This is a genomic window from Nitrospirillum bahiense (genome assembly GCF_007828025.1).
GTDB classification, from domain to species: Bacteria; Pseudomonadota; Alphaproteobacteria; order Azospirillales; family Azospirillaceae; genus Nitrospirillum; species Nitrospirillum amazonense.
Map to the genome: position 1 here is coordinate 117,406 of NZ_VITO01000018.1, position 23,529 is coordinate 140,934.

Consider the following 23,529-nt stretch of genomic DNA (forward strand, 5'->3'; position numbering starts at 1 on the left):
ATCATCGGGGGCGGCCTTCGGGTCGCCCCTTCGCTTTTGGGAGGCGGGCATGGAAGGACTGTCGGCCAGCCACACCGTGGGCCAGGATTTGCGCCGCCTGCGCCGGTTGCGCGGCCTGAAGCAGGGCCACGTGGCCGATCTGCTGGGCGTGACCCAGGCCACCGTATCGCGCTGGGAACGGGGTCTGGCCTGGCCGGATGAGCCGCACACCGCCCGCATCGCCGCGTTGCTGAGCCCGGGCCGGGCGGGCCAGGACGCCGCCCTGAAGCGGCTGGTCCAGCGCTCCCGCGATCCGGTGCATCTGATCTGTGATCGCAGCCACCGCCTGCTGGCGGCGTCCGCGGCGCGCGAGGCGGAATGGACGGTATCGGCCAGCACGGTGCTGGGCCAGCCCCTGCTGTCCTATGCCACGCCGCAGATTTTGGACGCGGAAGCCGGCCTGGCCGGTACCGGCTGGTACGACCGGCCGGACGGCGTGCTGGATCTGGAGACGGAGACCAACCACCGCCCCGACCTGCTGATCCGCCGCAGCCGCATGCGCTGGGAACGCATCCTGTTGGAGGACGGCACCGCCGGCCGGCTGGTCACCACCCTGCGCTGGGGCGGGCCCGCCCCGGAAGCAACAAAAGGCTAAGCACTCATCTCCTGGGTGGCCAGGATGCCCTGCAGGGTGTCGCCGCCGGCGATGGGCACGCCGCTGCGGGCACCGGTCTGGTTGCTGTTGGCCGCCATCTGGCTGCCGAAGCCGTTCTGCCCGCTGCCGTCGCCCGTCTGGCCGGCGTTCTGCAGCCCGCCCTTGCCGTCCTTGCCGGAGGCGGTCATCTGCCGGACCTTCTGCTCCACCTCGCGCATGATCTGGCGTTCCAGGTCGGCGCGCTGATCGGCGGGCATGTTGGCCACGTCCTGGGGGGTCAGGCCCTTGGACTGCAGTGTGTCCTCGGCGATCTTCTGCTTCATCTGCTTGATCTGATAGGACCAGTACCCCTGGTAACCACCAGTGGTCATGTCCTTCAGCATGGTTTGCGGATCGTCATCGCCCTTCAGCAGGTCGGCGAAGGCGCTGTCGGTCTGGCTGACGGACAGGGGGCTGTTGCCCTGGCCATTGGTCGAGCCGTTGGGGTTGACACCGCCGCTGCCCGCGGTGCCGAAGCCGCCATAGGCGTTGGCGGTGGACTGGGTCTGGTTGCTGGTGTTCAGGAACGACATGGCCTTCGGTCCCTTATCCCATGAAGTGGAATGACGCGATCCCCATGCCCCCCGTGAGGGGGCCATGGTTAACCACAACTTCCCAAGCAAGGCGCGGGCCGCCGTCTCGTCCCGCTGAAACTCCAGGCGATCGGCCGTTCCCGCCGATGGCGCGGCAGGTCCAGGCCTGCCGCGTCCGGTCCGCGCCTGGGCAGAAGATTCCGACAGATCGGCAACTATTGCCGATCTGTCATCGTCGCCAGGTTCCGCCGGGGCATCAGCCGAAACGCCGCAGCCGTTCCACCAGCAGGTCGAAGAAGGCGTCGCTGTCGGCCTTCAGCATGACGGTGGCGTTGCGCGGCCGGCCGGTGGTGTTCCAACGGTCGATGACCGTCTGGCCCGTGGTCAGCGGGCTGCCGGTCTCGATCTCCACATTCACAGTCTTGCCCTCGAAGATGCCCGGCCGGATCAGCCAGGCGATGACGCAGGGGTCGTGCAGCGGGCCGCCGTCGGTGCCGTATTTGTGCTCGTCATAGCGTTGGTAGAAGTCCAGCATCTCATACGTCGCCTGGGCCACGCGGTTGCCGACGGCCTGAATGCGGTCCATATGGCGACGCGCAGTCAGAACCTGATGGGTGACGTCCAGCGGGAACATGACGATGGGCACGCCCGATTTGAAGACGATATCGGCGGCGTGCGGGTCGACATAGATGTTGAATTCGGCGCAGGGGGTGGAATTGCCGCCCTCCATCTGCGCACCGCCCATCAGCACGATCTGGCGTAGGCGGGAGGATATCGCCGGTTCCTTCACCAGGGCGCGGGCGACATTGGTCAGCGGCCCCAGCGGGCACAGGGTGACGGTGCCCGGCTCCTCCCGCATCACCGTCTCGATGATGAAGTCCACGGCGTGCTGCGCCTGCAGCGGCATGGTGGGCTCGGGCAGAACCGGGCCATCCAGGCCGGTATCGCCATGCACCTCCGGCGCCGTGTGCAGCAGGCGCACCAGGGGCCGGTCACAGCCGGCATACACCTTCACATCCGGCCGGCCCGCCAGCTCGCACACCCGGCGGGCGTTCTTCTCCGTCCATGGCAGGGGCGCGTTCCCCGCCACGGCGGTGATGCCCAGCACCTCCACATCCTCGGGACTGGCCAAGGCCAGCAGGATGGCCACGGCGTCGTCCTGGCCAGGATCGGTGTCGATGATGATCTTGTAGGGCTTGGCCGCACCCTGGGTGGCGGCGGCAAGGGTGGTGGGGGTGGTGATCATGGGGCTGCCGTCGGTCTTGAGCGGAAAGGCCGACACTTAACGCGAAAACCACTTGAGAGGAAGCCGCCCACCCCGTTTTATGGCGCGGATGAACCGGGGGTTGCGCCCCATCCGCCCGTCGCAGAGCTTCATGCCGACCATGTCCCAGTCCACCGCCCCCTCGACTGTCGCCCCCTCGACTGTCGCCCCCGTGACCGCCGCCCCCGTGGTGGCCGCCCGCGCGGGCGACATCTCCCAGGAAAGCGACTTGCCGGGCCTGGCGGTGTTCGACTTCGACGGCACCCTGGCGCGGGGTGACAGCTTGCTGCCCTTCCTGGCGCGGGTGGCGGGGGGCGAAACCCTGCGCCGCCACCTGGCCGGCAGCGTGGCCGGTGCCGCGTCGCGCCGATTATCGGTTCGCCCCCTGGCTGGCCCCCGCCTGCCTGGCAGGGAAACCCTGGTGAAAGGCGGTGATGCCAACGACGCGGACGACGATTTCAAGACGGCCTTCAAGCGCCGGCTGCTGCGCCGCTGCCTGGCCGGCGTGCCGCTGGAGCGGGCACAGGAAGCGGCGGCGGAGATGGGGGCCTGGGTCCGCTGGCATACCCCCTTGCGCGACACCCTGATGCGCCATGCCGACCAAGGCCACCGCATCCTGGTGGCCACCGGCGCACTCACCCTGTACATGCCGGCCCTGCTGGCCCACCTGCCGGTGCATGATCTGCTGGGCACCGAGATGGCGGTGGGCGAGGACGGCCTGCTGACGGGCGAGATGGTGGCCGGCAACTGCGTGCGTGCGGAAAAGGCACGGCGCCTGGCCCTATGGATGGAGGAGACGGGCCCCTATGGCCGCCGCTGGGGCTATGGCAACCAGCCCAGCGACCTGCCCTTCCTGGCCCTGATGGACGAGGCGACGGTGGTGCCCACGGCGCATTAGTTTCGCCCTCAATCGCCGGGCGCCGCCTTCCGGCGGCTTGGCTCATCCTCGTTTTGCAGTCCGCTTCGCTCCCCGCAAAACTCCGGCGGCCCCAGTCGGGGCCTACCCAGTCGGGGCTTACGTTGGGAGCCGAAGCCCCATACTGCCTCCTATCGTTTGCTCGTTTGCCGTCTATAGCTTGATGTAAGGCGCGCGCACGCCGATGGGGGAGCCCAGGGTGAAGCCCAACGCTTCGTCGGCGCGGCCCTGGTTCACCGCGATTTCCACCAGGCCGCTGGAATTCACGTACCAGAAGGCCGTTCCCGGCGGCACGGCGCCAAAGGTGCGGGCGGGCTCCACCGCCCGGCCGCCACCGGGACCACCCACCCACAGCCGGGCGTCGGGCGCCACGCTGCCGTCCAGCACGCCCGTGGGCCGCAGGCCGGTCCAGCCGTTGCCATAGCTGTCGATGTAAAGGACGCGGCCATTGCCGGCCGCCCCACCGTCGAGCGCCGCCCCCACCAGGTCGGTCAGGGCCAACGGCCGGACCCAATCCCCCAGTTCCTGCCCCTCGGCCGCCCCCTTGGCCGCTAATGCCGCCACCGGCGCGAACAGATCGCGGCCGTGGAACGAAACGGACAGGATGTCGGGCCGCCAGATGATCTCCCATGCTTCGGCCAACCCGCCGGTGGCGGTGGTGTCGGCGATCAGCGGCTGAAACAGGCCATTGTCCGGCCCCACCAACCAGATGGGGCGCCCCTGGGGGCCGCCCTGCCTGCCGGACAGCCGCACGGCCAGGGGCCGGCGCGCCGTGCCCACGCCGGGATCGACCACGGCCAGGAAAACGGCCGGCACGGGGGTATGCGGCAAGGCCGCCAGGGTGGCCGGCAGGATGGCGGCCAACAGGCGGCCGGCGGCCAGCGGATCGAAGGCGGGGGCGTCGTGCATCAGGTCGATGATGGGGGTGCCCGACGGCGTGCGCGCCGCCAGCACCGCCCGCATCTGGCCGACATAGGGGCCGGACCAGCCGAAATCGGTGTAGAGGAAGATCATGGCGGCGAACCTGTGGAAGCGGCGGACGGGACCCGCCCGATCATGGCCGGCGGTGGCGCCAAAAGGAAAGGGCCGCCCAGTTTCCCGGACGGCCCCACAACCTTCCCGCTGCCGGTGGGTTCCGCTTAGTTGCGGCGATCGCCCATCAGCTGCATCAGGGAGATGAAGATGTTGATGAAGTCGAGGTACAGGCTCAGCGCGCCCATGACGGCCAGCTTGGTGTTGGCCTCGACACCCCAGGACTCGGCGTACATCTCCTTGATGCGCTGGCTGTCATAGGCGGTCAGGCCCGTGAAGATCAGCACACCCAGCACCGACACCGCGAACTGCAGCGCGCTGGAGGCCAGGAAGATGTTGACCAGGCTGGCGATGACCAGGCCGATGACGCCCATGATCAGGAACGAGCCGAACTGTGTCAGGTCGCGCTTGGCGGTGTAACCGTACAGCGAGGCGCCGGCGAAGGTTGCGGCCGAGATGAAGAAGACGCGGGCGATGCTGGCGCCGGTGAACACCAGGAACAAGCTCATGAGCGACAGGCCCATGACGGCGCAGTAGGCGAAGAAGACGGTGCGCAGCGTGCCCGACGACATGCGGTTGATGCCCGCCGACAGCGCGAACACGAAGCCGATCGGCGCCAGCATGACCACCCACTTCAGGGGCGTGCCGAAGATGGCCGCCACCAGGGCCGGGGACTGGGCCCCGAAGAAGGCGACAAGGCCGGTGACGATCAGGCCGACAGTCATGTAGTTGAAAACGCGCAGCATGTGCTGGCGCAGGCCCTCATCGAACAGGGCCCGGTCGTAAGCGCCGGTGCTCGACGCAAAACGATTGTAGGGTCCAATAGCCATGACGTTCCTCGAATGATCCCAGGTTAAACCCAGGCGACCCCCATGGGCCGCGATTTCCATATTGTCCCACTGGCCCGGCGATTCAACGGGAAAGCGACCAAGGCCCAACCGGGTTACACACTTGTAATGTGAGGAGGAACCGTGGCGGCGGTGAGGCGGCGGGTATGAAGGCCCGCGCATCGGACGGCCGCGAAATGGTTCTGTCGGGGAAGAGCCGCGCGCAAGGCAAGCAACGGCGAAAACCGGTCGGCCGAAACTGGCGCGGGTGAAGGGAATCGAACCCTCGTCGTAAGCTTGGGAGGCTTGCGGTTTATAAATGTAACATTTTGATATTAAATGATATTTTTTCTGCAAGTTATTCGATGTAAGCTATTTTGTAAGAGGCTGCCGCATCAGGGGCGTTAGCACTGGGCATTCGATCGACAGCCGACACCCACCTCATCTCTACACGCAGAAATAGGCCGGTGCACTTGTCCGCGCAAAGATTGTGTGGAACAATCGGGGAACATGCGATGTGGGGAAATGCACGATGGCACGCGTCCAAAACCCGACTTTATTTTCTACCTATTTCGGTATTGCGCCCTCGCTTCTCGACGCCGCTGGACTGATCAACCCATTCATCGACGTTGATACCCAACTCTTCATTGACCCAGTTCTGCTTGAAAAATCGTCAAACAGAACCATCGCAACCGACGGTGTAGCCGCCTTCAAGAAACACTTCGGCAACTTCGTTCGGCTGGTTGCTATCTCTGATAAAGAGGGTGATGCGGCATGGAAAGGTGCCGAAAAGCTACTAGACCTCCGCGAACCCCCGGAAAATGGTCTTGGATACGGGGGGAGCGGGCGGTCTGGCAGCTCACGCCCCGAAGAGGTGCGCGACGCCATTCTGCGGACATCTAAAGAGATTGTCGCGCTTGGCTCGAAAGATCCAGAGATGATATCTCTCATGGGTTTCTTTGAGGAATATGTTGGCCCCGATACGATCAGCGACTTCACTACCAGGGTAATTATTGAGCAACTCGCGCAGATCACTAAAGAATTCTGTGAGGCTAGTGGCATCCCACTAATGCTCGGAACGGTACTTCCAGGACATCCACTGCCTTGCGTTGTAGACAAAAACGGCAAGAGAAAATTCATTATCCTCGTACCGAAAGATATTGTTCGGGAACTGCCAATTGCAAATGATTGGATTGATATCGAAGCCGCAGTCACACAGAGCGCCTACATAAGGCAAGCTGTGAATTCGATGCTGGCGGACATCGCTAAGCCAACTGTTGCTGACAGAAAAAGGGTATTACGGGAAATCGCTCTTCAATCCCCCAAGAGTTTTCAAGAATTCTTAGAAGCCGTTAAGGAGCACGTTCGCACCTATGACCCTAACGTGGATGCTCTTGCCTACTATAAAATGAAGGCAATATTTGCGACAGGATTCGAGGAACTAACGCAATTTGCTCAATACGACCTCACAAAGGGTCCAAGCGAAATAATGAAGTTAGTTCATGACACGCTAGCCTTTTTTAAGCAGCACGTCGAAAATGGCAATCTTTGAGAAGAGCTATGGATAGATGATAAACCCAAAAAGGAACGCGCCGCTCAGCTCATTTACTACGCAATTGCTGATGCCTATTGTCGCGCAAACAATGTGGACATCTCTCCTGAAGCCAACATGGGCGGAGGTCCAATAGATTTTAAATTCTCTAACGGATACAAGACAAGAATTCTTGTCGAGATGAAACGCTCTAGCGGAACCGTGCGTCACGGCTATGAAAAGCAACTTGAAATCTACCTAAACGCCTCCTCCACAGATCACGGTATTTTTGTTGTCATGGATTTTGGAGATCTTGGAAAAAAGCTTGAACAGATAAAACAAATACAATCTCAGAGACGCGCACTGGGTGAACGGGCGTCTGATATAGTCGTCATAGACGCCACAAAAAAACTATCTGCAAGCAAACGTTGATAATTTTACTGGCCCCTAGGATGAACCCTACGCGGTGAAGGCCTTGCTTGATCGACCCGGCGCCCCGCTGGCGACCATCACCCGTTTCAACGGGGCCGGCCTCTATCTGATCCACTACACCGGCGGGAACGCCCCGTTCCTCGCCTATGAGCCCGAGGCCCAGTTGGCCGCCTGGGCAAGTTTGAGCGGCTGATCTATGCGGGTAACAAAGCGGTGCCGGCCGCCGGGCGCCGCGGCACGGTGAAGGCCAAGGGGCGTTGGTAATTTCAGGCACGTCGTTGCGCGGAATTGATGATTCGCAACGGCCGGCTGAATGGGGCCCAGGCGTGTCCGGGACCAGCGACTCCGTCCCTGTCGCCCTTTAGGCAACCGCCAGGCTCTTAACGCTATGGGCGAGGTGATCGAAAAGCCGATCCACCCGGTCCGCCGATACATGATCGCCCAGGCTAGGCCGAAGGCTCCGGAGCGTGGCGCCCAAGTCGGCACGCAACTCGGCGATGATCTCCTCAACGACACCCTCCGCCAGCCCGGCCGCCTCGGCCGTCTGGCGCCAGTGACGCAAGGCGATGTCCCGCACCCGGTAATGGCGGTTGCGCCCCACCGCCATGGCCAGCTTGACCCGGGCGGGGTCGAACGCGCGGGAGGTGGCGCCATAAGGGATGGCCGACATCACATCATAGAGCGGCGTCAGGCGGAAGCCGCCGGGGGTCAGGAAGATGGAAAAGTTCTTGGCGTGGCCGTCGGGGGCGGACAGCAGCCAGAACACCATTTGGGCCTTCAGGAAATTCCGCCGGTCCTGGTCGGGGGTGTCGCTGCGGGCCAGCAGCTTCAGGATCTGGGCGATGCCGGGGCCGCCCCGATCCTCATACTTCTGGCTGCTGGGCACGCCCAGGGCCTGGCAGAGGTCTTCCTGCGGCAGGCGATAGAGGACGCCCTCCACCGGCCGGCGGTCGAACCGTTCCACCACCAGCACCGTGACATCCTCAAACCGCTCGATGGCGGCGTTGGCGACGGGCAGGCCCAGGGCGCGGCATAGGGCCAGGCACAGCCATTCGTTTTCCACGCTGTCCGACAGGTCCACCCGGCCCTCCGTCAGGCCGATGGGGGGCTTGAAGATGTGCGAGGTGGGCGTGGCCCCCCGGGGAATGGCCCAGGCGCCCGAGGGCAGGCGCAGGAAGGCCGTCTTATCCTGGGCGCCGGCGATGGAGATACGGAAATCATCGTCACCCTGCTCGCGTCCCAGGGGGGCGGATTTCAGGTGGCGCAGGCGGCGGGCGATCTCCGCCACCGACACCTCGTCAGCCTCCATACGGGTCGGGTCCCCGGGGTCGGCGCCAGGGGGCAGGAAGCGCAGGGCGCCGATACAGTCCCGGCCGATGGCGGCCAGCAAGTCGAACGGCCGGTCGGATGCCGCCCCCTCGCGCATGGCGATGCGGGCGCGGATGGCGTCGCTGTCGGGCAAGAGGTTGTCGAAATAGGCGGCCACGGCCAGGCCGGTATGGGCCTTGGCCTGCAGGGGCAGGCTGAGCGATACCGGCAGGGCATCGGCACGGGCTTGCCAGTCGCGGTCATAGGTGAAGGAGACATCACCGCCACCACCGCGCACCAGGACGCCCACCAGACTGCGCCCCAGATAGACGTCCAGCCGGTCCTTAAGGCTGCGAGAAGTGCTGGGCATCAGTAGTTGCCCGGTATGAAGTCGGTAACGCGGCGGGCGTCCACCGTGATTTCGGCGCCCAGGGCCGTCAGCAGGGCGAACAGCGTTTCCGTGGTGCAGCCCCGCCCTTGCTCCACATCCGAGATGGTCCGCTGACGCAGGCTGGCCTTGTCGCCCAACTGCGCCTGGGTCAGACCGGCGGCCTGGCGCATCTGGCGCAGGGTGTGGCCAAGATCGGTGTTGCTGCGGATGCCCATAGTCTTCCCCAAGGCGGAATTGCGCCTAAGGTGACAGTAGGCGAAAAAGCGCCTAAAGTCAAATTAGGCGGATAAGCGCCTATGGATATAGCGCTGAGCCAAAGGGGACGACGCGGAGCGCCCTCAAAAGCTGGCGGAGCGGCGGCCCCTTTGGCGGCGGTGCCGCCTTCAACGCTGATGCCCGGATCAACCCGACCCCATGAATGCTGAACGCAGCGGCCAGCACCTACCCGAATGCAATTCATCCACAGGGCCGCCGCGCCGAAGGGGGACTGTAGAGGGATGAGCCAAAGGGGGCGGCGCTTCGCCGCGCGCGGGATGGCGCTACGCGCCGCCCCCTTTGGCACCTCGTTAAAGACTCTCGTTAGGGGGCATATGGTGCACTGATTCGGAGGGTATCAGGTGCATATGGTGCACCAATCGGGTGCCTTATCCACAGGGCGATAGGTGCACCATATGCACCTATTCACCCCCGTCAGCCGCGACCTGGATGGTCTGGATGCCATTCCCGGCGTTGATCTGCACGTTCATGTTCAGGTTCTTGATCACCACCAGGCGTGGGGCCTCGGGCGCGTGGGCACCCTTGGCCAGGATGGCGCGCAATTGGTCCAGCGCGTCCATGAAGGTGCTGGGCAGATAGTCCCAAGTGGCGACAGCCGCCGGCATGCCGGCCGGGTCACGGATCTCCACCTTCTCCCGCACCCGGTAATGGTTCCGCCGGCCGCGCCGCTCACGGCTGAGATATCCGGCCATCTCCAATGCCTGAAGCGACTTCACCACCTGGCGGCGACTGATACCTGCCTTGCCGGCGATGGTTTCCACGCTGGGAAAGGATGTGCCGTCGCGGAAATTGGCGTGGGCCTTGATGACCAGATAGACGACGGTGGCATAGGGCTTCAACGTCGCGCATTCCCCGTTCTCGATCATGGCATGCAGGACGTGAAACCAAGTGGTGCGCGCCTTGAACAACTCACCCTGGACGCCCTCCAGGGCCACACGCCGGCCCCGGCTCATCGGACGTTCTCCGCCGTCGAGGCCTGCACCCGACTCTCCAGCCAGGTGCGCAGCACCGCCTCGTCATAGCGCACACAGCGCGCCGACAGCAGGACATAAGCGGGGCCGCTGCCCCGCGCCCGCCAGTGGGCCAGGGTCTGAGGCGCTACGCCCATCAGCTGCCCCGCCTCCTCCGGCGTAAGCAGGCGAGGGATGGGGCCGGCGGCCATGACGGGAAGGGGCGCCGGTTTCTTCTTGTATGCCATCGGGGATGCCTCGTGATTGGTCGAGGCCCCCCATTGTTCACAGGGATCGCATGCTGTCCGCCCCGAAATAAATTCTCGGGTGCGTCCTGGTGGCTGTCGGGGCAGCGAAGACGCGCCCATGCCGGCGCTCTCTTGGCAACCCCTCCCCCTCCGCTTCAGCGGAGGATTGCCGGCTCGCCGGCATCTCGCCACCGGGGCGAGCGGGCGCATTTTGTAGCACAAAATGCGTATCCTGCACTTTCACCTCAGAGTTCAAAGCCGCTGTGAAAGGCGCAGAAACCCTGAGAGGGGTTTTACCGATAATCGGCCCCGCAAGCCCCCTTCCGTGACACACGGCGGAAAACAGCCTGCACACACCCCGAATGGCCGGCACACAGGGAAAAAGGGCGAGCACACATCCAGATTGGGGCGACACACGGCATCAAGGCGAGGGCCGACGTTCAGGAAAGCCAATCCCGGTGCCGGGTGGCGATCTCACGATAGCCGCCACCGACCAGCGCCTGTGAAACCGCCACAGCGCGCTCCAACCGCTTCTTGCCGCCCTCCCCAGGAAAGACGACGGCCGCGATTTCCGACCGTCTGGCGCCCGCCGCCAGGCCGTCCAGCACCCGGAGATACGAGGTGTAGTTTTGTACCGACCGGCGGAATTTCCGGGTCGGCACCTGCGCGATCTTCATGAATTTGGGCATGCCGCCGGTGAACGGGTCGGCGGGCTTGTCGAAGTCGGTATCGATCCCGTAGCGCTCACGAATGGCGTCTTCGGCGTCGAGTCGGTGTCGCCCCGCCGCCTCGTTCCCCTGTGCCCGTTCCCGGGCCCGGCTCCATATCGCCCAATCGCGCTGGTAGCCCTGGTTCCGGCGCAGGAACTCCCACGCGGCGTGATAGTCGTAGGCGGGATCGTGGGTGATCCGGGCCTTGGTTTCCGACTCCTGCCGGTCATAGCCCAGGATGTGCCGCAGCCTTTCCGGCATCCCCCCGTATTGGTCCCAATTCCGTTCAAACGCCTCCCGTCGAGCCACGGCCGCCGCGAAATGCTCCTCAATGGCTTGATAGTCGCCAGCTTCCCGCCAATCGGGCCACGGCACGGTGCGAAAGAAATGCTGGGGCAATTCCTCAGCCAAGTCGGGCAGGCGGATGAGGAAGGTCCGGTCGATCATGCCCCGTGCCCCTACCCACCCCTACAGCTTGCCGCCGCTGGTGATCGCGGCCACCCGTTCGGCGGCGCGGCGCAGGGGGTCGTCCAGCAGGTGGGCATAGCGGCTGGTGGTCTTGGCCTGGGTGTGGCCCAGCAGGGCGCCCACCACCGGCAGGCTTTCACCGGACGACACCAGCAGGCTGGCGAAGGTGTGGCGCAGGTCGTGGATGCGCACGGCCTGGATGCCCGCCCGCTTGCACACGGCCGTCCAGAAGGTGCGCACGGTGGTCATGTGGTGCGCGGGGCCCTCCCGCCCCGGGAACACCCATGGGGACGTCTTGGCGGCCTGCTGCCGCTTAGCCAGCACCTCCACCGCCGCCGGCGACAGGGGCACGCGGTGGGTCTTGTTCTGCTTGGTGGTGGCGGCCGGCTTGCTCCACACCCCGGCCGCGAGGTCGGCCTGGTCCCAGCGCATGGCCAACACCTCGCCCACCCGCGCGCCGGTCAGCAGCAGCAGGCGCACCACGTCGGCCGAGTCCTGGGCCGGGCTCTGGTCCAGGGCGGTGCGCAGGCGGGCGATTTCCTCCGGGGTCAGGTAGCGCTCGCGCCCCTCCTCCGTGTTGCGCTCCACCTTGGTGGCCGGGTTCTCGGTCAATAGACCCCAGCGCTCCGCCGTGGCGAACAGGGCGGAACAGAGGGAGACGGCGCGGTTGGCGGCCACGGGGAATTTCTGCGACACCCGGTGGTGCATGTCCTCGATGTCCCGCCGGCCGATGTCGGCCAGGCGCTTCTCGCCCAAGTGGGGCAGGATGTGGTTCTTCAGCAGCAGGCGGCGGTTCTTGATGGTGCCGGCCCGGTTGCGGCGGCCCGCCACCTCCTCCATCCACCGCTCGGCGAATTCCGTCAGGGTGGGGTTGGTGTCGGGTTTGACCTCGCGGGCCTCTCGGCGCTCCTGCGCCGGGTCGCGGCCCAGATCGGCGGCGGCGATGACCTTGCGGGCCTCCTGCCGGGCCTTGTCCAGCGGCAGCTTGTGGCAAAAGCCGATGACCATGCGCCGCTCTTTGCCGCCGCGCACCCGCATCTGCACCACCCAGGCCTTGGCGCCGCTGGCCGTGGCGCGCACGGCGAAGCCGGCCACCTCGCTATCCCAGACGAAGCTCTGCCCCTTCTCCGGCGGCTGCAGCTCATCCACGAGGGTCTTGGTAAGGCGGACACGGGCCATGGCTGGGCACCCCTGCTTACACAAAGGCGCTTACATGGGCGGTCCAAGAGGTCGATCGGCCACCAGGGCGATTCGCGGAGCTGGCTTCCGACCTGCTTACACCGCCGCCGTGTAAGCACTGGTGTAAGCTAGCATGGGGCAGAATCAGGCACAACGCGGCCCCATCCGGCATAGCGCCGGGGCGCTAAGTGGCTGATTTTCTAGGGAAGTTGTTGGAGCGGGTGAAGGGAATCGAACCCTCGTCGTAAGCTTGGGAAGCTTCTGCTCTACCATTGAGCTACACCCGCGCCGGGAAGGAGCTTATAGGGCTTTCCGGGGCGGCGTTCAAGCGGCAGTAGGGCCGCCGCTTGGAAACGCGGGAAACATCGCCCCTCAGGGGCACGTCGGTCACGGGTCCCGGCCGTTGCAATTGGCCGGGGGGCCGGATGGTTCAGCGAACCGCCCTCCGGCGCGGGCGGGCCAGCTTCGTCATGCCAGTCTCGGCCGTGGGGGCCTCGCCCACGGCGGTTTCGGCCGTCGCGGCGGGAACGGCCGTGCGGGCCAGGGCGCGGCCCAGCATGCCGTGGGCGTTGCTGAGCGATCCAGGGATGAACTCCAGGCCCAGGAAACGGTCGAGTTCCACCGGGCCCGGCAGCTTAAGGCCCAGCACCGGCTGGCGGGTGAAGCCGAAGCGGTTGTAATAGGGGGCGTCGCCCACCAGCAGGACGCTGGCATAGCCCAGCGCCTCGGCCCGGGCCAGGCTGGCGCGGATCAGCTGGCCGCCCAGGCCGGCGGACCGGTAATCCTCGGCCACGGCGATGGGGCCCAGCATCAGGGTCATGGTGCCGTCGGCGGCCATCACCGGCCAATAGCGGATGGAGGCCACCAGGCGCGGCTGGGCGGCGGAGTAGCCCGGCGCGTCTTCATCCAGCGCCACCATGCACAGGTCGGCCACGGGGGCGACGCCACGGCGCAGGCGGTAAACGGTCTTGGCTTTGCGCTTCGGTCCGAAGGCGGTGTCGAGCAGGCGTTCGATGGCGCCGGCGTGCGCCGGCAGCTCAGTCGTCAGGATCATACGATTGGGGTGTCCCGGTTCTCTAAAACGATGGCGCGGTGGGCGCCTAGAGACCGGAACCGAGGGGCGTCGCCAGGAGTGGGGCGACGCGTCAGCATCCGGCCGTGATACGACCCTGTCGCCCGCACAGCAGGCGACCGGAGGATCGTCGTCGAAGGAGGAGGCTGGCGTACATGTAACGCGCCGTCGGTAGTTGCACCTGAGGGCCTATATGAGGCCAAGCCCCCCCGGGCGCAAGCGGGTTTTTTGGGTCTGATCCCCGCTGGGTTGGGATCGGCCTCCCGCTCTCCGCATTGCTGGGGGGCCATCCCCCTTCGCTATGCAGGGCCACCGCCTGCCATCCCCGCGCCCAAGATCCTGGAGATTGGCCGCGAACAGGCCTAAGAAGGGTGGAACAGGAGATTTTGTCGCGGACCAACCGGGCGCTGGGCCAACCAGCCGCCGGCCGGCGACACGGGAAGAACGCCCTGAAAGACATGTCGCATGTACAGTGAAACCACCCACGCCATCCGGGTCAGCGTGCGCCCCGAGTTCCTGGAGGACCAATCGTCCCCAGGGGAAGGTCATTACGTCTGGGCCTACACCGTGCGAATCGAGAACACCGGCGGCGAGACGGTGCAACTGCGCAGCCGCCACTGGCACATCACCGACGCCCGCGGCCGGGTGCAGGAGGTGCGGGGCGCCGGCGTGGTGGGCGAGCAGCCGGTGCTGAGCCCCGGGCAATCCTTTGAATACACCAGCGGCACCCCACTGAGCACGCCGTCCGGCATCATGGTCGGTAGCTATCAGATGGAGCGTACGGACGGCAGCCGGTTCGACGTGCGCATCCCGGCCTTTTCGCTGGATAGCCCCCATGAACGCGGGGCGCTGAACTGACAGCCTCGCCCGCTCGTAGATAAAGGCACGAGACCAGGCCGACCGCTGTCACAGACGGACCCGCGCCCGTGCTTGTACAGAATCCGACCATATGGTCCCGAATCCGGGCCTACACGCCCCGTCACCAACCAAGCCAGCCCGCCCGAGGGAGAAACACCGTGACCCACGCCAAAAACACCCCTGCCGACAAGATCCTGGCCGGGCCGGTCCACGGGCGCCGCACCGTGGTGGCCCAAGGCCGCCCCAGCCGGGAGGAAGCGGAGGAAGCGGTCCGCACCCTGCTGCGCTGGGCGGGCGACGATCCCACGCGCGAAGGCCTGCTGGGCACGCCCGACCGCGTGGTCCGCAGCTATGAGGAATTCTTCGCCGGCTATGCCTCCGACCCCATGGAACTGCTGGCCCGCACGTTCGAGGAGACCGACGGCTACGACGAGATGGTCGTGCTGCGCGACATCCGCTTCGAAAGCTATTGCGAGCACCACATGGTGCCCATCATCGGCGTGGCCCACGTGGCCTACCTGCCCCGGTCGCGCGTGGTTGGCATCTCCAAGCTGGCGCGGGTGGTGGAGGTCTACGCCAAGCGCCTGCAGATCCAGGAGAAGATGACCTCGCAGATCGCCAACACCATCGACGAGGTGCTGCAGCCCCTGGGCGTGGCCGTGGTGATCGAGGCGTCGCACCAGTGCATGACCACCCGCGGGGTGCACAAGCCCGGCGTGTCCATGGTCACCAGCCGCATGCTCGGCGCCTTCCGCAGCGACCCCAGCACCCGCCGCGAGTTCCTAGCCATGATCGGCAATCCCAGCCCGGCCGGCAGCATGTTCTGAGGCCGCCCCCGGGCCGCCCCCGGGCCGCCCCCGGGCCGCCCCTGGGCCGCCCCTGGGCCGCCAACGAAAAAGGCCGATGGCGCATGAAGCAGCGCCACCGGCCTTTTCTTTTGTTCATACCCGCCGCTCTTGCTTTTTTTCTGGGCCCCGACCGGGGCCGCCGGAGATTTCCGGGAGCGTAGCGGACTGGAAATCAAGGATGGCCAAAGGGCCGGATGGCCCTTGCCGGCGCTTGAGGAATTCAGAGAATCATGGCCGCGAACAGGTTGTCGCGGATGCCCTTGGCCAGCTGGGCGTCCATGTCGCGGGCCATGTCGCGCACCAGCTGCGACCAGGTCTTTTCCCGCTGGTTCAGGGTCACATCCTCAGATACCGACTGGCTGGAGGTCACCACCACCGAGGTGCTGCCGGCATAGCCCTTGGCCGGCATGTCCACCTGGATCTCCACCTCCACCCGGCCGTCATACCGCTGCGACTGGTCGGTGGTGAACCACCCTTTCACGCCGGTGGTGCGGGGCAGGTTCACCTCCACGATACTGGCGTTCTTGATGACGACCCGGGCCTTGCCGCTGGAGCCGGCGGCCTTCAGCCGGTCCTGCACCCACAGGCGCACCACCTCGGCCGGGGTCAGCTGCAGCTGATATTCGATGTTGGGTGGCTTCATGGGCGACACGTAATCGTTCACCACCTCGATCTCGGCCACGTTCAGGGTGATGGGTGTCTCATCGGCGAAGCCGAAACCGCCCGACTGGGCCCAGGCCGATCGTACGCCCACGCCGGCGGGTGCCACGACCAGCAGACCGAGAACAAGGGCCAAGAACAGACGACGCATGGGTCACCTCGAAAAAGGCGGTAAGCCTGAATGGTAGCTGGCAATGCTTGTGTCATGACCCCGGCGGCCGATCAAGCGCGACGCCGGAGATAAACCCCTACCAACGGCAGGGAAGACACATGACGGCGCGACTCGAATCCCCCGACGGAGGGCCTAGCCTCAAGGAATCTCCCCTCTCCCCGGCGCGGCCCCTGCTGCCTGGCGGTCCACAAGCCTGTCAAGGCCGAATCAGGGGCCGCCATGGCCCTTCGCGATAAGGAAATACCCCCGGCGGCGCAAACGTATTGCCTTTAATATCGTTTAATTTCAATAACTTGCTTTTATTGCCTATTTCTTGAGCAAAGAGCGCAGAGCCCCGGGACTCCTGGCCCCGGCACCACCCTTTCACAGACTTATCCACAGTTTCTGGGGGTATCTGAATCCCGCCCTTCCCCCTGGCCGAAAGGCATGTGCGCCTCGCCATGATCGTGATCACAGGAGGGGTGCGCCCCAGCCGTCCCTGCCACGATTGCCCCACCGCTCCTCAGCCCGCCCCGCGCGCCGGCGCTTGTCTTGAAGCGCCAGAGACGGTACCCATGTATGTCGTGAGGCGGTGCCGTTCCGGGCCGCCAAGCAGCGGGCCGAAGGCACCGGGTTCGGATGAAGCCCGGCGCGGAGGCCGCCCCCGCATACTCGCTCGTTGGAGGAGGTTGCCGACATCATGAATACCCGCGTCTCGTTCCTGAACAGCCCCTTTCTGCTGGGTTTCGACCAGTTCGAACGCACGCTCGACCGGATTTCCAAGTCCGCCGCCGAGGGCTATCCCCCCTACAATATCGAGCAGGTCGGCGAAGACGGTCTGCGCATCTCCTTGGCCGTGGCCGGCTTCACCTTCGACGACCTGCAGGTGCAGACGGAGGACAACCAGCTGATCATCCGCGGCCGCCAGCAGGACGACAAGTCGCGCATCTACCTGCACCGCGGCATCGCCGCCCGGCAGTTCCAGCGCAGCTTCGTCCTGGCCGACGGCATCGAGGTTCTGGGCGCCAGCCTGGATAATGGCCTGCTGCACATCGACCTGCGCCGGCCCATTCCGGAGCCCAAGGTGCGCACCATCAAGATCAGCGGCGCCGGCGAAGGCACGCCCGAGCCCCAGACAATCGACGTTTCGCCCGACAAAAGCCCCGGTTGATCCCAGATCGGGCCATTTTCCGCCTTCACCCTGACAGGGCTTCCAAAAGCCTGTCTTTCCTCACGTTGCGAAAAGCGAGTGACATCATGACCGACAGCTTCGACACCGAATTCCAGACATTGAGCCCCGACGCCCTGCGCCACCTGTCCACCCAGGATTTCGCCGCCTTCGGCGTGAACGTCCTGGCCTATGTGAAGCCGGTGGTGACCCAGGGCATCCTGGGCTATGCCATCCACGCCGCCGACGGCACGCCGCTGGCCGTGGCCGCCTCCCCCGAAGTGGCGCTGGCCTCCGTCCGCCAGCACGACATGGAACCCCAGCGGGTGCATTGAGCCAAGCGCCCCGCCAACCGCAAGGTGGCGCATCGCCCCCCTTGGCTTCTCCTCGACGTCCAGTCCGCCACGCTCCCCTGAAGTCTCCGGTGGCCCCCATCGGGGCCCCGGAAAAGGGGGAATAAGGGCGGTGCCGCTCCCCTAGCTCGATCCCCTAACCCATGAAATCCAAGAGCGCGCGCAGGACATCCTGCGGGCGCTCTTCGGGTAGGAAATGGCCGCAGTCCAGGGCCTCGCCCTTGAGGTCGCGACAGACCTCCCCCCACACGGCCAGCGGGTCGTAGGCGCGGCCCACGAGTCCCTTCTTCCCCCATAGGACCAGTGTCGGGCACTGGATGCGCCGGCCCAGCCGCCGGTCCTCCGCCTCGTGCGCCAGGTCGATTCCGGCCCCCGCGCGGTAGTCCTCGCACATGGCGTGCAGGGTCGCGGGGTCCCGGAAGCAGCGCAGGTATTCCTTCATCACCGCTGGCGGGAAAGGCGACGCCTCACCTTGGCCGGCATGGGGCGACAGGCCGCGCAGCGCGCTGGTCAGCACGAATTCGGCGTCGAGACCCAGCAGCCGTTCCGGAAAGGGCGCTGGCTGGATCAGGAAGAACCAGTGCCAATAGGCGGTGGCCACACGCTGGTCCACCGTGCCGTAGACGACGGAGCCGGGCACGATGTCCATGAGGCACAGCCGTTCCACCCGGTCCGGATGGTCCAGCGCCAGGCGGTGCGCCACGCGGGCGCCCCGGTCGTGCGCCGCCAAGCGGAAGCGGGGATGACCCAGGGCGGTCATCACCGCCACCATGTCAGCCGCCATCGCCCGCTTGGAATAGAGCGCGTGCCCGGTGTCGCCCGCGTCCGCCGGCTTGTCGCTGTCGCCGTAACCGCGCAGGTCGGCCGCCACCACCGTGTATCGTCGCGCCAGTTCCGGTGCCACCAGGCGCCACATGGCGTGCGTCTCGGGAAAGCCGTGCAGCAGCAGCAGGGGCGGCCCCTGGCCGCCCTGAGCCACATGGATGTCCACCGCGCCGGTGGCGATGCGATGATGGGTGAAACCGTCCAGCAAGGCCATGGGCGCACCGCCTGTCACGCGGGGGATGGGGCCTCTAATGAAACTCCGCCGCGTCCCCGCTGCCAAGCCCGCCGAAAGGCCAGGATGCCCGCCGGCGGTACCGCCGGAGCGTCACGCGCGAGCGGCGGCAAGGCCCCGTCGGCGCATAAGAGTCGGCGCATAAGAAAAGAGCCGGCCCCCTTTCGGAAGCCGGCCCTCTCATTTCCATTTCGTCTGGCGGACGAATTAGAAGTCCATGTCACCCATGCCCGGGGCGCCGGCCGGAGCGGCCTTCTTCTCGGGCTTCTCGGCGACCATCGCCTCAGTGGTGATCAGCAGGCCGGACACGGAGGCCGCGTCCTGCAGGGCGGTACGGACCACCTTCGTCGGGTCGATGACGCCGAAGGCGAACATGTCACCGAACTCACCGGTCTGGGCGTTGTAGCCGAAGTCGGCGCTGGACTGGTCCAGCAGCTTGCCGACGACGATGGAACCGTCGGTGCCGGCGTTGAAGGCGATCTGACGCACCGGGGCCTGCAGGGCCTTGCGGATGATGTCCACGCCCACGCGCTGATCGTCGTTGGCCGGCTTCAGGCCGTCCAGGGCCTTGGTCGCGTACAGCAGGGCGGTGCCGCCGCCGGCCACCACGCCCTCTTCCACCGCGGCGCGGGTGGCGTGCATGGCGTCGTCAACGCGGTCCTTGCGCTCCTTCACCTCGACCTCGGTGGCGCCGCCGACGCGGATGACGGCAACGCCGCCCGCCAGCTTCGCCAGACGCTCCTGCAGCTTCTCACGGTCGTAGTCCGAGGTGGTCTCCTCGATCTGCGCCTTGATCTGGCCGATGCGCGCCTCGATGTCGGCCTTGGCGCCGACGCCGTCCACGATCGTGGTCGCGTCCTTCGTGATCACCACCTTCTTGGCGGTGCCCAGCATGTCCAGCGACACGTTCTCAAGCTTGATGCCCAGGTCTTCGGAGATGACCTGGCCGCCGGTCAGGATGGCCATGTCCTCCAGCATCGCCTTGCGGCGGTCGCCGAAGCCCGGGGCCTTCACGGCGGCGATCTTCAGGCCGCCGCGCAGCTTGTTCACCACCAGGGTGGCCAGCGCCTCGCCTTCCACGTCTTCCGACACGATCAGCAGCGGACGGCCGGACTGCACGACGGCTTCCAGCACCGGCAGCAGCGGCTGCAGGCTGCCCAGCTTCTTCTCGTGCAGCAGGATGTACGGGCTTTCCAGCTCGGCCGTCATCTTGTCGGCGTTGGTCACGAAGTACGGCGACAGGTAGCCGCGGTCGAACTGCATGCCCTCGACAACTTCCAGCTCGGTGTCGAAGCTCTTGGCCTCTTCCACCGTGATGACGCCCTCGTTGCCCACCTTTTCCATGGCGCGGGCGATCATCTCGCCGATCTCGGCCTCGCCGTTGGCGGAGATGGTGCCGACCTGGGCGATCTCGGCATTGGTCGAGATCTTCTTGGAACGGCCCTTGATGTCGTTGATGACGGCGGTCACGGCCAGGTCGATGCCGCGCTTCACGTCCATCGGGTTCAGGCCGGCGGCCACGGCCTTGGCGCCTTCGCGCACGATGGCCTGGGCCAGCACGGTGGCGGTGGTGGTGCCGTCACCGGCGATGTCGTTGGTCTTCGAGGCCACTTCGCGCACCATCTGGGCGCCCATGTTCTCGAACTTGTCGGCCAGCTCGATCTCCTTGGCGACGCTGACGCCGTCCTTGGTGATGCGCGGGGCGCCGAAGCTCTTCTCGATGACGACGTTGCGGCCCTTGGGACCCAGGGTCACCTTCACCGCGTCGGCCAGGATGTCCACGCCGCGCAGCATGCGGTTGCGCGCATCGACGCCAAACTTCACTTCCTTGGCAGCCATAATCTCTCTTCCTTGAATTTCCGGGGCCTCATGAGGCCCGCGATGGCTTTGAGGGGAACACGACAGGCGGCGACCCGTCAGGGTCGGCCAGCCCGGTCATCCAATCAGGCGACGATGCCCAGGATGTCGGATTCCTTCATGATGAGGTATTCGGCCCCATCGATCTTGACCTCGGTGCCGGACCACTTGCCGAACAGCACGCGATCACCAGCCTTCACGTCCAGGGCGATCAGCTTGCCCTGCTCGTCACGGGCGCCGGGGCCCACGGCGACGACCTCGCCCTCCTGGGGCTTTTCCTTGACGGTGTCGGGGATGATGATGCCGCCGGCGGTCTTCTGCTCACTTTCGACGCGGCGCACCACCACCCGGTCGTGCAGCGGACGGAACTTCATAGGATCTCTCCCTTAAAAGGCAAAAGCTGTGGGGTTGAGCCTGCTGTTAGCACTCAACCCCGGTGAGTGCTAGCGGAGATAATACGAGTCCGATCGGGAATCAAGACACTTGCGGCGGACGGGGCGATGGTCGCGAAAACGTCATGGCGGCACCCCTGGCCCCGTCGCCGTTTTGAAGGCATAAGCCGTAAAACTTAGCTGCCCCTGTGATGGCGGGACGCGACAGACTGTCCGTCCATGCTATCGTGCCGCGTGTACCTTCCCTCCCCGACAGGCTCCGACGCCGCCCTGATGCTTTACCTGCAAGTCGCCATCCTTGTTCTGCTGATCCTGCTGAACGGCTTTTTCGCCATGTCCGAACTGGCCGTCCTGTCCGCCCGGCGCAGCCGGCTGACCGCGCTGGCGGAGAAGGGGCAGCGCGGTGCCCGCACGGCCCTGGCCCTGCAGGACAGCCCCTCACACTTCCTGTCCACGGTGCAGATCGGCATCACCATGATCGCCATCGTGGAGGGCGCCTTCGGCAGTGCCACCCTGTCGGGACCATTGGCCGAAAGCCTGGCCACCATCCCGGCGCTGGCGCCACACGCCGACAGCATCGCCGTGGCCCTTGTGGTGGTGTGCATCACCCTGCTGTCGCTGATCGTGGGCGAGCTGGTGCCCAAGCGCCTGGCCCTGTTCGCAACCGAGCGCATCGCCGTGCTGACCGCCCCCTTCCTGCTGGGCCTGTCGCGCGTCGCCTCGCCCGTGGCCTGGTTCCTGGGTGCCGCCACCGAACTTGTGCTGAAGCTGTTCGGTGCCGCCGGCAAGCCGGAGAACGCCGTCACCGAGGAAGAGGTGAAAAGCCTGATCGCGGAGGGCACCGCCGCCGGCGTGTTCGAGCCGGAGGAGAAGCGCATGATCGAGGGCGTGCTGGGCCTGTCCGACCGGCCGGCACGCGCCATCATGACCCCGCGCCTGGATGTCATGTGGCTGGACCTGAACGACGGCGTCGATCAGCTGACCAAAGAAATACAGGAAAGCCACCACAGCCGCTTCCCCATCGGCCGCGGCAGCCTGGACGAGGTGGTGGGCGTGCTGCACGCCAAGGCCGTGCTGGACGCCGTTCTGGCGGGCGAAACGCCGGACCTGGGCAAATTGGCCAACCCCGCCCTGATCGTCCACGACGGCACCCAGGTCATGCGCCTGCTGGAACTGTTCCGCTCCTCCGGACAGCAGATGGCCCTGGTGGTGGACGAGTACGGCAGCGCCGAGGGCATCGTCACCCTGACCGACATCCTGGAATCCATCGCCGGCGACCTGCCGGAGGCCCACGACGTGGACGAGGATGAGTTCGTGCGGCGGGAGGACGGCTCCATGCTCATCGACGGCCGCATGGACATCGATGAAGCGTCGCATGTCCTGGATCTGCCGGGCCTGCGCGATGGTGGCGACTACCTGACCCTGGCCGGCTTCCTGCTGTTCAAGCTGGGCCATCTGCCCCGCGTGGGCGAAGGCATCAGCCACGCGGGATACCGGTTCGAGGTGGTGGACATGGACGGCCGCCGCATCGACAAGATCCTTGTGATTCCGCCTGCGGAATGAGGCGCAACAAGCGCCACTTCTGCTCGTTCCGCGACTTGAGGCCCAGTTCCTTTTGGAACTGGGCTAGGACGCGACTGCGTCCGCCGGAGCTTTCCGGGGAATGCAAGCGGACTGGAAAGTGAGCGACTGTCTTTGCGGTCAAGCGGTTTTGGGGTCCCATGGCTTTTGATCCCGGATGATGGCATTGAGGATGGTGAGCAGCTTTCTGGCGACGGCGATGATGGCCACCATTCTGGGCTTGCCGGCGGCCAGCAGCGTGTCGCGGAAGGCTTTCAGGACGGGATTGTGCTGAACGGCGACCATGGCGCCCATGAAGAGGGCCGACCGGGCAGGCGCTCTTCCGCCACCGATGAAGCTTTTGCCTCGCCATTGGCCTGACTGACGGGTCCAGGGGGCGAGGCCGGCAAGGGCGGCGATCTGGCGTCGGTCGAGCGATCCGAGTTCAGGCAGTTCGGCCATGAGGGTGCGGGCGATATTCGGTCCGACGCCAGGGACAGAGGACATCAGGCCCTCGTTTTTGGACCAGACGGAGGAAGCTTGCACGACCCGATCAATATCGCGGTCGAGACGGTCAAGTTCCTTCTCCAGGGCTTTGACCAAGCGTTTGATGCTTTTCTGAAGGCGTTCCGTGGCCCGTTTCTCGCGCTGCTTTTCAGCCACGATCATGGCGATGATCTGCCGGCGCCTGGCGACGATGTCCGCGAACATCTGGGTTTGGGCGTCCGGCAAAAGCCGGATCTCCGGCTTGGTCGCCTCGACGAAGTGGGTAATGACGGCGGCGTCGATGGGGTCGGTTTTGGCGCGCTTGCCCA

At 65.7% G+C, this 23,529-nt stretch carries 26 protein-coding genes and 1 tRNA gene; 10 read left to right on the forward strand and 17 right to left on the reverse strand.

Annotation, left to right across the window (positions count from 1 at the left end; translation table 11 throughout):
- Positions 1 to 49 precede the first annotated feature (49 nt).
- Complete coding sequence (locus FBZ88_RS22645) at positions 50 to 634, forward strand: helix-turn-helix transcriptional regulator (RefSeq protein WP_145619366.1); 585 nt, start codon at positions 50 to 52, stop codon at positions 632 to 634.
- Here the strand turns inward: FBZ88_RS22645 and FBZ88_RS30370 are convergent.
- Positions 631 to 1,206 (reverse strand): hypothetical protein, encoded by a 576-nt coding sequence (locus FBZ88_RS30370; RefSeq protein ID WP_186464560.1) that lies wholly within the window; start codon positions 1,204 to 1,206, stop codon positions 631 to 633. The two genes, FBZ88_RS22645 and FBZ88_RS30370, sit on opposite strands and share 4 nt — an antisense overlap.
- A gap of 256 nt (positions 1,207 to 1,462) precedes the next feature.
- Positions 1,463 to 2,488, reverse strand: coding sequence for a nucleoside hydrolase (locus tag FBZ88_RS22655; protein WP_425465798.1), 1,026 nt, complete (start codon positions 2,486 to 2,488; stop codon positions 1,463 to 1,465).
- A 94-nt stretch (positions 2,489 to 2,582) separates the two neighbouring features.
- Here FBZ88_RS22655 and FBZ88_RS22660 point away from each other — a divergent pair, with 94 nt between their 5' ends.
- Entirely contained in the window at positions 2,583 to 3,368 is a 786-nt protein-coding gene (locus FBZ88_RS22660) for an HAD-IB family phosphatase (protein ID WP_246138811.1), read from the forward strand.
- A 171-nt stretch (positions 3,369 to 3,539) separates the two neighbouring features.
- Here FBZ88_RS22660 and FBZ88_RS22665 read toward each other — a convergent pair whose 3' ends face one another.
- Complete coding sequence (locus FBZ88_RS22665; RefSeq protein WP_145619367.1) at positions 3,540 to 4,400, reverse strand: SAM hydrolase/SAM-dependent halogenase family protein; 861 nt, start codon at positions 4,398 to 4,400, stop codon at positions 3,540 to 3,542.
- Positions 4,401 to 4,525: 125 nt separating this feature from the next.
- Entirely contained in the window at positions 4,526 to 5,248 is a 723-nt protein-coding gene (locus tag FBZ88_RS22670; RefSeq protein WP_004272069.1) for a Bax inhibitor-1/YccA family protein, read from the reverse strand.
- Positions 5,249 to 5,777: 529 nt separating this feature from the next.
- Here FBZ88_RS22670 and FBZ88_RS22675 point away from each other — a divergent pair.
- From FBZ88_RS22675 to FBZ88_RS30375, 3 genes are all read left to right on the forward strand, one after another.
- Positions 5,778 to 6,797, forward strand: a complete 1,020-nt coding sequence (locus tag FBZ88_RS22675) for a hypothetical protein (RefSeq protein WP_211102771.1) — start codon at positions 5,778 to 5,780, stop codon at positions 6,795 to 6,797.
- 180 nt (positions 6,798 to 6,977) lie between these two features.
- Positions 6,978 to 7,208 carry a hypothetical protein gene (locus tag FBZ88_RS30595; RefSeq protein ID WP_211102772.1) on the forward strand — a complete coding sequence of 77 codons (231 nt, stop codon included), beginning with the start codon at positions 6,978 to 6,980 and terminating at the stop codon, positions 7,206 to 7,208.
- Positions 7,209 to 7,242: 34 nt separating this feature from the next.
- Entirely contained in the window at positions 7,243 to 7,401 is a 159-nt protein-coding gene (locus FBZ88_RS30375; RefSeq protein ID WP_186464561.1) for a GIY-YIG nuclease family protein, read from the forward strand.
- A 168-nt stretch (positions 7,402 to 7,569) separates the two neighbouring features.
- Here the strand turns inward: FBZ88_RS30375 and FBZ88_RS22680 are convergent, their stop codons facing one another.
- The 8 genes from FBZ88_RS22680 to FBZ88_RS22715 form a co-directional block, all read right to left on the reverse strand.
- Positions 7,570 to 8,886, reverse strand: coding sequence for a type II toxin-antitoxin system HipA family toxin (locus FBZ88_RS22680; RefSeq protein WP_145619368.1), 1,317 nt, complete (start codon positions 8,884 to 8,886; stop codon positions 7,570 to 7,572).
- Positions 8,886 to 9,122, reverse strand: a complete 237-nt coding sequence (locus FBZ88_RS22685; RefSeq protein WP_044562590.1) for a helix-turn-helix transcriptional regulator — start codon at positions 9,120 to 9,122, stop codon at positions 8,886 to 8,888. The genes FBZ88_RS22680 and FBZ88_RS22685 overlap by 1 nt, the downstream gene beginning before the upstream one ends.
- A 462-nt stretch (positions 9,123 to 9,584) precedes the next feature.
- Positions 9,585 to 10,136 (reverse strand): helix-turn-helix domain-containing protein, encoded by a 552-nt coding sequence (locus FBZ88_RS22690; RefSeq protein WP_145619369.1) that lies wholly within the window; start codon positions 10,134 to 10,136, stop codon positions 9,585 to 9,587.
- Positions 10,133 to 10,381, reverse strand: a complete 249-nt coding sequence (locus FBZ88_RS22695; protein ID WP_211102773.1) for a helix-turn-helix transcriptional regulator — start codon at positions 10,379 to 10,381, stop codon at positions 10,133 to 10,135. The genes FBZ88_RS22690 and FBZ88_RS22695 overlap by 4 nt, the downstream gene beginning before the upstream one ends.
- Positions 10,382 to 10,821: 440 nt before the next feature.
- Positions 10,822 to 11,538, reverse strand: a complete 717-nt coding sequence (locus FBZ88_RS22700) for a DUF2285 domain-containing protein (RefSeq protein WP_145619370.1) — start codon at positions 11,536 to 11,538, stop codon at positions 10,822 to 10,824.
- A gap of 21 nt (positions 11,539 to 11,559) precedes the next feature.
- Positions 11,560 to 12,738 (reverse strand): tyrosine-type recombinase/integrase, encoded by a 1,179-nt coding sequence (locus tag FBZ88_RS22705; protein WP_145619371.1) that lies wholly within the window; start codon positions 12,736 to 12,738, stop codon positions 11,560 to 11,562.
- A gap of 213 nt (positions 12,739 to 12,951) precedes the next feature.
- Positions 12,952 to 13,025 (reverse strand) — tRNA-Gly (locus FBZ88_RS22710).
- A 143-nt stretch (positions 13,026 to 13,168) separates the two neighbouring features.
- Positions 13,169 to 13,792 (reverse strand): GNAT family N-acetyltransferase, encoded by a 624-nt coding sequence (locus FBZ88_RS22715; RefSeq protein WP_145619372.1) that lies wholly within the window; start codon positions 13,790 to 13,792, stop codon positions 13,169 to 13,171.
- Between the two features lie 483 nt (positions 13,793 to 14,275).
- Between FBZ88_RS22715 and apaG the strand changes: the two genes are divergently transcribed.
- The gene (apaG, locus tag FBZ88_RS22720) at positions 14,276 to 14,668 is read left to right on the forward strand and encodes a Co2+/Mg2+ efflux protein ApaG (RefSeq protein WP_040848143.1); all 393 of its coding nucleotides are present in this window, start codon (positions 14,276 to 14,278) and stop codon (positions 14,666 to 14,668) included.
- 191 nt (positions 14,669 to 14,859) lie between these two features.
- Positions 14,860 to 15,495: a GTP cyclohydrolase I FolE gene (folE, locus tag FBZ88_RS22725; RefSeq protein ID WP_186464562.1), complete on the forward strand. Its 636-nt coding sequence runs from the start codon at positions 14,860 to 14,862 to the stop codon at positions 15,493 to 15,495.
- A 241-nt stretch (positions 15,496 to 15,736) separates the two neighbouring features.
- On the opposite strand, the gene FBZ88_RS22730 is transcribed toward folE, so the two are convergent.
- Entirely contained in the window at positions 15,737 to 16,327 is a 591-nt protein-coding gene (locus FBZ88_RS22730) for a hypothetical protein (RefSeq protein WP_145610970.1), read from the reverse strand.
- Between the two features lie 700 nt (positions 16,328 to 17,027).
- Between FBZ88_RS22730 and FBZ88_RS22735 the strand changes: the two genes are divergently transcribed.
- Both FBZ88_RS22735 and FBZ88_RS22740 read left to right on the forward strand, forming a co-directional pair.
- Complete coding sequence (locus tag FBZ88_RS22735) at positions 17,028 to 17,498, forward strand: Hsp20 family protein (protein WP_145610969.1); 471 nt, start codon at positions 17,028 to 17,030, stop codon at positions 17,496 to 17,498.
- Positions 17,499 to 17,584: 86 nt separating this feature from the next.
- Positions 17,585 to 17,830, forward strand: coding sequence for a DUF1150 family protein (locus FBZ88_RS22740; protein ID WP_088872263.1), 246 nt, complete (start codon positions 17,585 to 17,587; stop codon positions 17,828 to 17,830).
- A gap of 154 nt (positions 17,831 to 17,984) precedes the next feature.
- Here the strand turns inward: FBZ88_RS22740 and FBZ88_RS22745 are convergent, their stop codons facing one another.
- The 3 genes from FBZ88_RS22745 to groES all read right to left on the reverse strand — a co-directional run bounded on the left by FBZ88_RS22745 (position 17,985) and on the right by groES (position 21,136).
- The gene (locus FBZ88_RS22745; protein WP_145619373.1) at positions 17,985 to 18,887 is read right to left on the reverse strand and encodes an alpha/beta fold hydrolase; all 903 of its coding nucleotides are present in this window, start codon (positions 18,885 to 18,887) and stop codon (positions 17,985 to 17,987) included.
- 225 nt (positions 18,888 to 19,112) lie between these two features.
- A complete protein-coding gene (gene groL, locus FBZ88_RS22750) occupies positions 19,113 to 20,744 on the reverse strand; it encodes a chaperonin GroEL (RefSeq protein ID WP_145619374.1) in 1,632 nt (543 codons plus the stop codon).
- A gap of 104 nt (positions 20,745 to 20,848) precedes the next feature.
- On the reverse strand, positions 20,849 to 21,136 hold the full coding sequence (gene groES, locus FBZ88_RS22755; RefSeq protein ID WP_040848135.1) for a co-chaperone GroES: 288 nt from the start codon (positions 21,134 to 21,136) through the stop codon (positions 20,849 to 20,851).
- A 291-nt stretch (positions 21,137 to 21,427) separates the two neighbouring features.
- Between groES and FBZ88_RS22760 the strand changes: the two genes are divergently transcribed.
- Positions 21,428 to 22,717, forward strand: a complete 1,290-nt coding sequence (locus tag FBZ88_RS22760; RefSeq protein ID WP_145619375.1) for a hemolysin family protein — start codon at positions 21,428 to 21,430, stop codon at positions 22,715 to 22,717.
- 138 nt (positions 22,718 to 22,855) lie between these two features.
- Here FBZ88_RS22760 and FBZ88_RS22765 read toward each other — a convergent pair.
- A partial coding sequence (locus FBZ88_RS22765) for a transposase (protein WP_145619376.1) occupies positions 22,856 to 23,529 on the reverse strand: 674 nt, incomplete at its 5' end.

Coding starts and splice junctions, on each gene's coding strand:
- FBZ88_RS22670 (WP_004272069.1), bottom strand. CDS start 5,248: ATGGCTATTGGACCCTACAATCGTTTTGCGTCGAGCACCGGCGCTTAC.
- groES (WP_040848135.1), bottom strand. CDS start 21,136: ATGAAGTTCCGTCCGCTGCACGACCGGGTGGTGGTGCGCCGCGTCGAA.
- FBZ88_RS22715 (WP_145619372.1), bottom strand. CDS start 13,792: ATGATCCTGACGACTGAGCTGCCGGCGCACGCCGGCGCCATCGAACGC.
- FBZ88_RS22705 (WP_145619371.1), bottom strand. CDS start 12,738: ATGGCCCGTGTCCGCCTTACCAAGACCCTCGTGGATGAGCTGCAGCCG.
- FBZ88_RS22695 (WP_211102773.1), bottom strand. CDS start 10,381: ATGGCATACAAGAAGAAACCGGCGCCCCTTCCCGTCATGGCCGCCGGC.
- FBZ88_RS22760 (WP_145619375.1), top strand. CDS start 21,428: ATGCTTTACCTGCAAGTCGCCATCCTTGTTCTGCTGATCCTGCTGAAC.
- FBZ88_RS22675 (WP_211102771.1), top strand. CDS start 5,778: ATGGCACGCGTCCAAAACCCGACTTTATTTTCTACCTATTTCGGTATT.
- groL (WP_145619374.1), bottom strand. CDS start 20,744: ATGGCTGCCAAGGAAGTGAAGTTTGGCGTCGATGCGCGCAACCGCATG.
- FBZ88_RS22690 (WP_145619369.1), bottom strand. CDS start 10,136: ATGAGCCGGGGCCGGCGTGTGGCCCTGGAGGGCGTCCAGGGTGAGTTG.
- FBZ88_RS22645 (WP_145619366.1), top strand. CDS start 50: ATGGAAGGACTGTCGGCCAGCCACACCGTGGGCCAGGATTTGCGCCGC.
- FBZ88_RS22665 (WP_145619367.1), bottom strand. CDS start 4,400: ATGATCTTCCTCTACACCGATTTCGGCTGGTCCGGCCCCTATGTCGGC.
- FBZ88_RS22660 (WP_246138811.1), top strand. CDS start 2,583: ATGCCGACCATGTCCCAGTCCACCGCCCCCTCGACTGTCGCCCCCTCG.
- FBZ88_RS22730 (WP_145610970.1), bottom strand. CDS start 16,327: ATGCGTCGTCTGTTCTTGGCCCTTGTTCTCGGTCTGCTGGTCGTGGCA.
- FBZ88_RS22680 (WP_145619368.1), bottom strand. CDS start 8,886: ATGCCCAGCACTTCTCGCAGCCTTAAGGACCGGCTGGACGTCTATCTG.
- FBZ88_RS30370 (WP_186464560.1), bottom strand. CDS start 1,206: ATGTCGTTCCTGAACACCAGCAACCAGACCCAGTCCACCGCCAACGCC.
- FBZ88_RS22740 (WP_088872263.1), top strand. CDS start 17,585: ATGACCGACAGCTTCGACACCGAATTCCAGACATTGAGCCCCGACGCC.
- FBZ88_RS22685 (WP_044562590.1), bottom strand. CDS start 9,122: ATGGGCATCCGCAGCAACACCGATCTTGGCCACACCCTGCGCCAGATG.
- FBZ88_RS22735 (WP_145610969.1), top strand. CDS start 17,028: ATGAATACCCGCGTCTCGTTCCTGAACAGCCCCTTTCTGCTGGGTTTC.
- FBZ88_RS22700 (WP_145619370.1), bottom strand. CDS start 11,538: ATGATCGACCGGACCTTCCTCATCCGCCTGCCCGACTTGGCTGAGGAA.
- FBZ88_RS30595 (WP_211102772.1), top strand. CDS start 6,978: ATGAAACGCTCTAGCGGAACCGTGCGTCACGGCTATGAAAAGCAACTT.
- FBZ88_RS22745 (WP_145619373.1), bottom strand. CDS start 18,887: ATGGCCTTGCTGGACGGTTTCACCCATCATCGCATCGCCACCGGCGCG.
- apaG (WP_040848143.1), top strand. CDS start 14,276: ATGTACAGTGAAACCACCCACGCCATCCGGGTCAGCGTGCGCCCCGAG.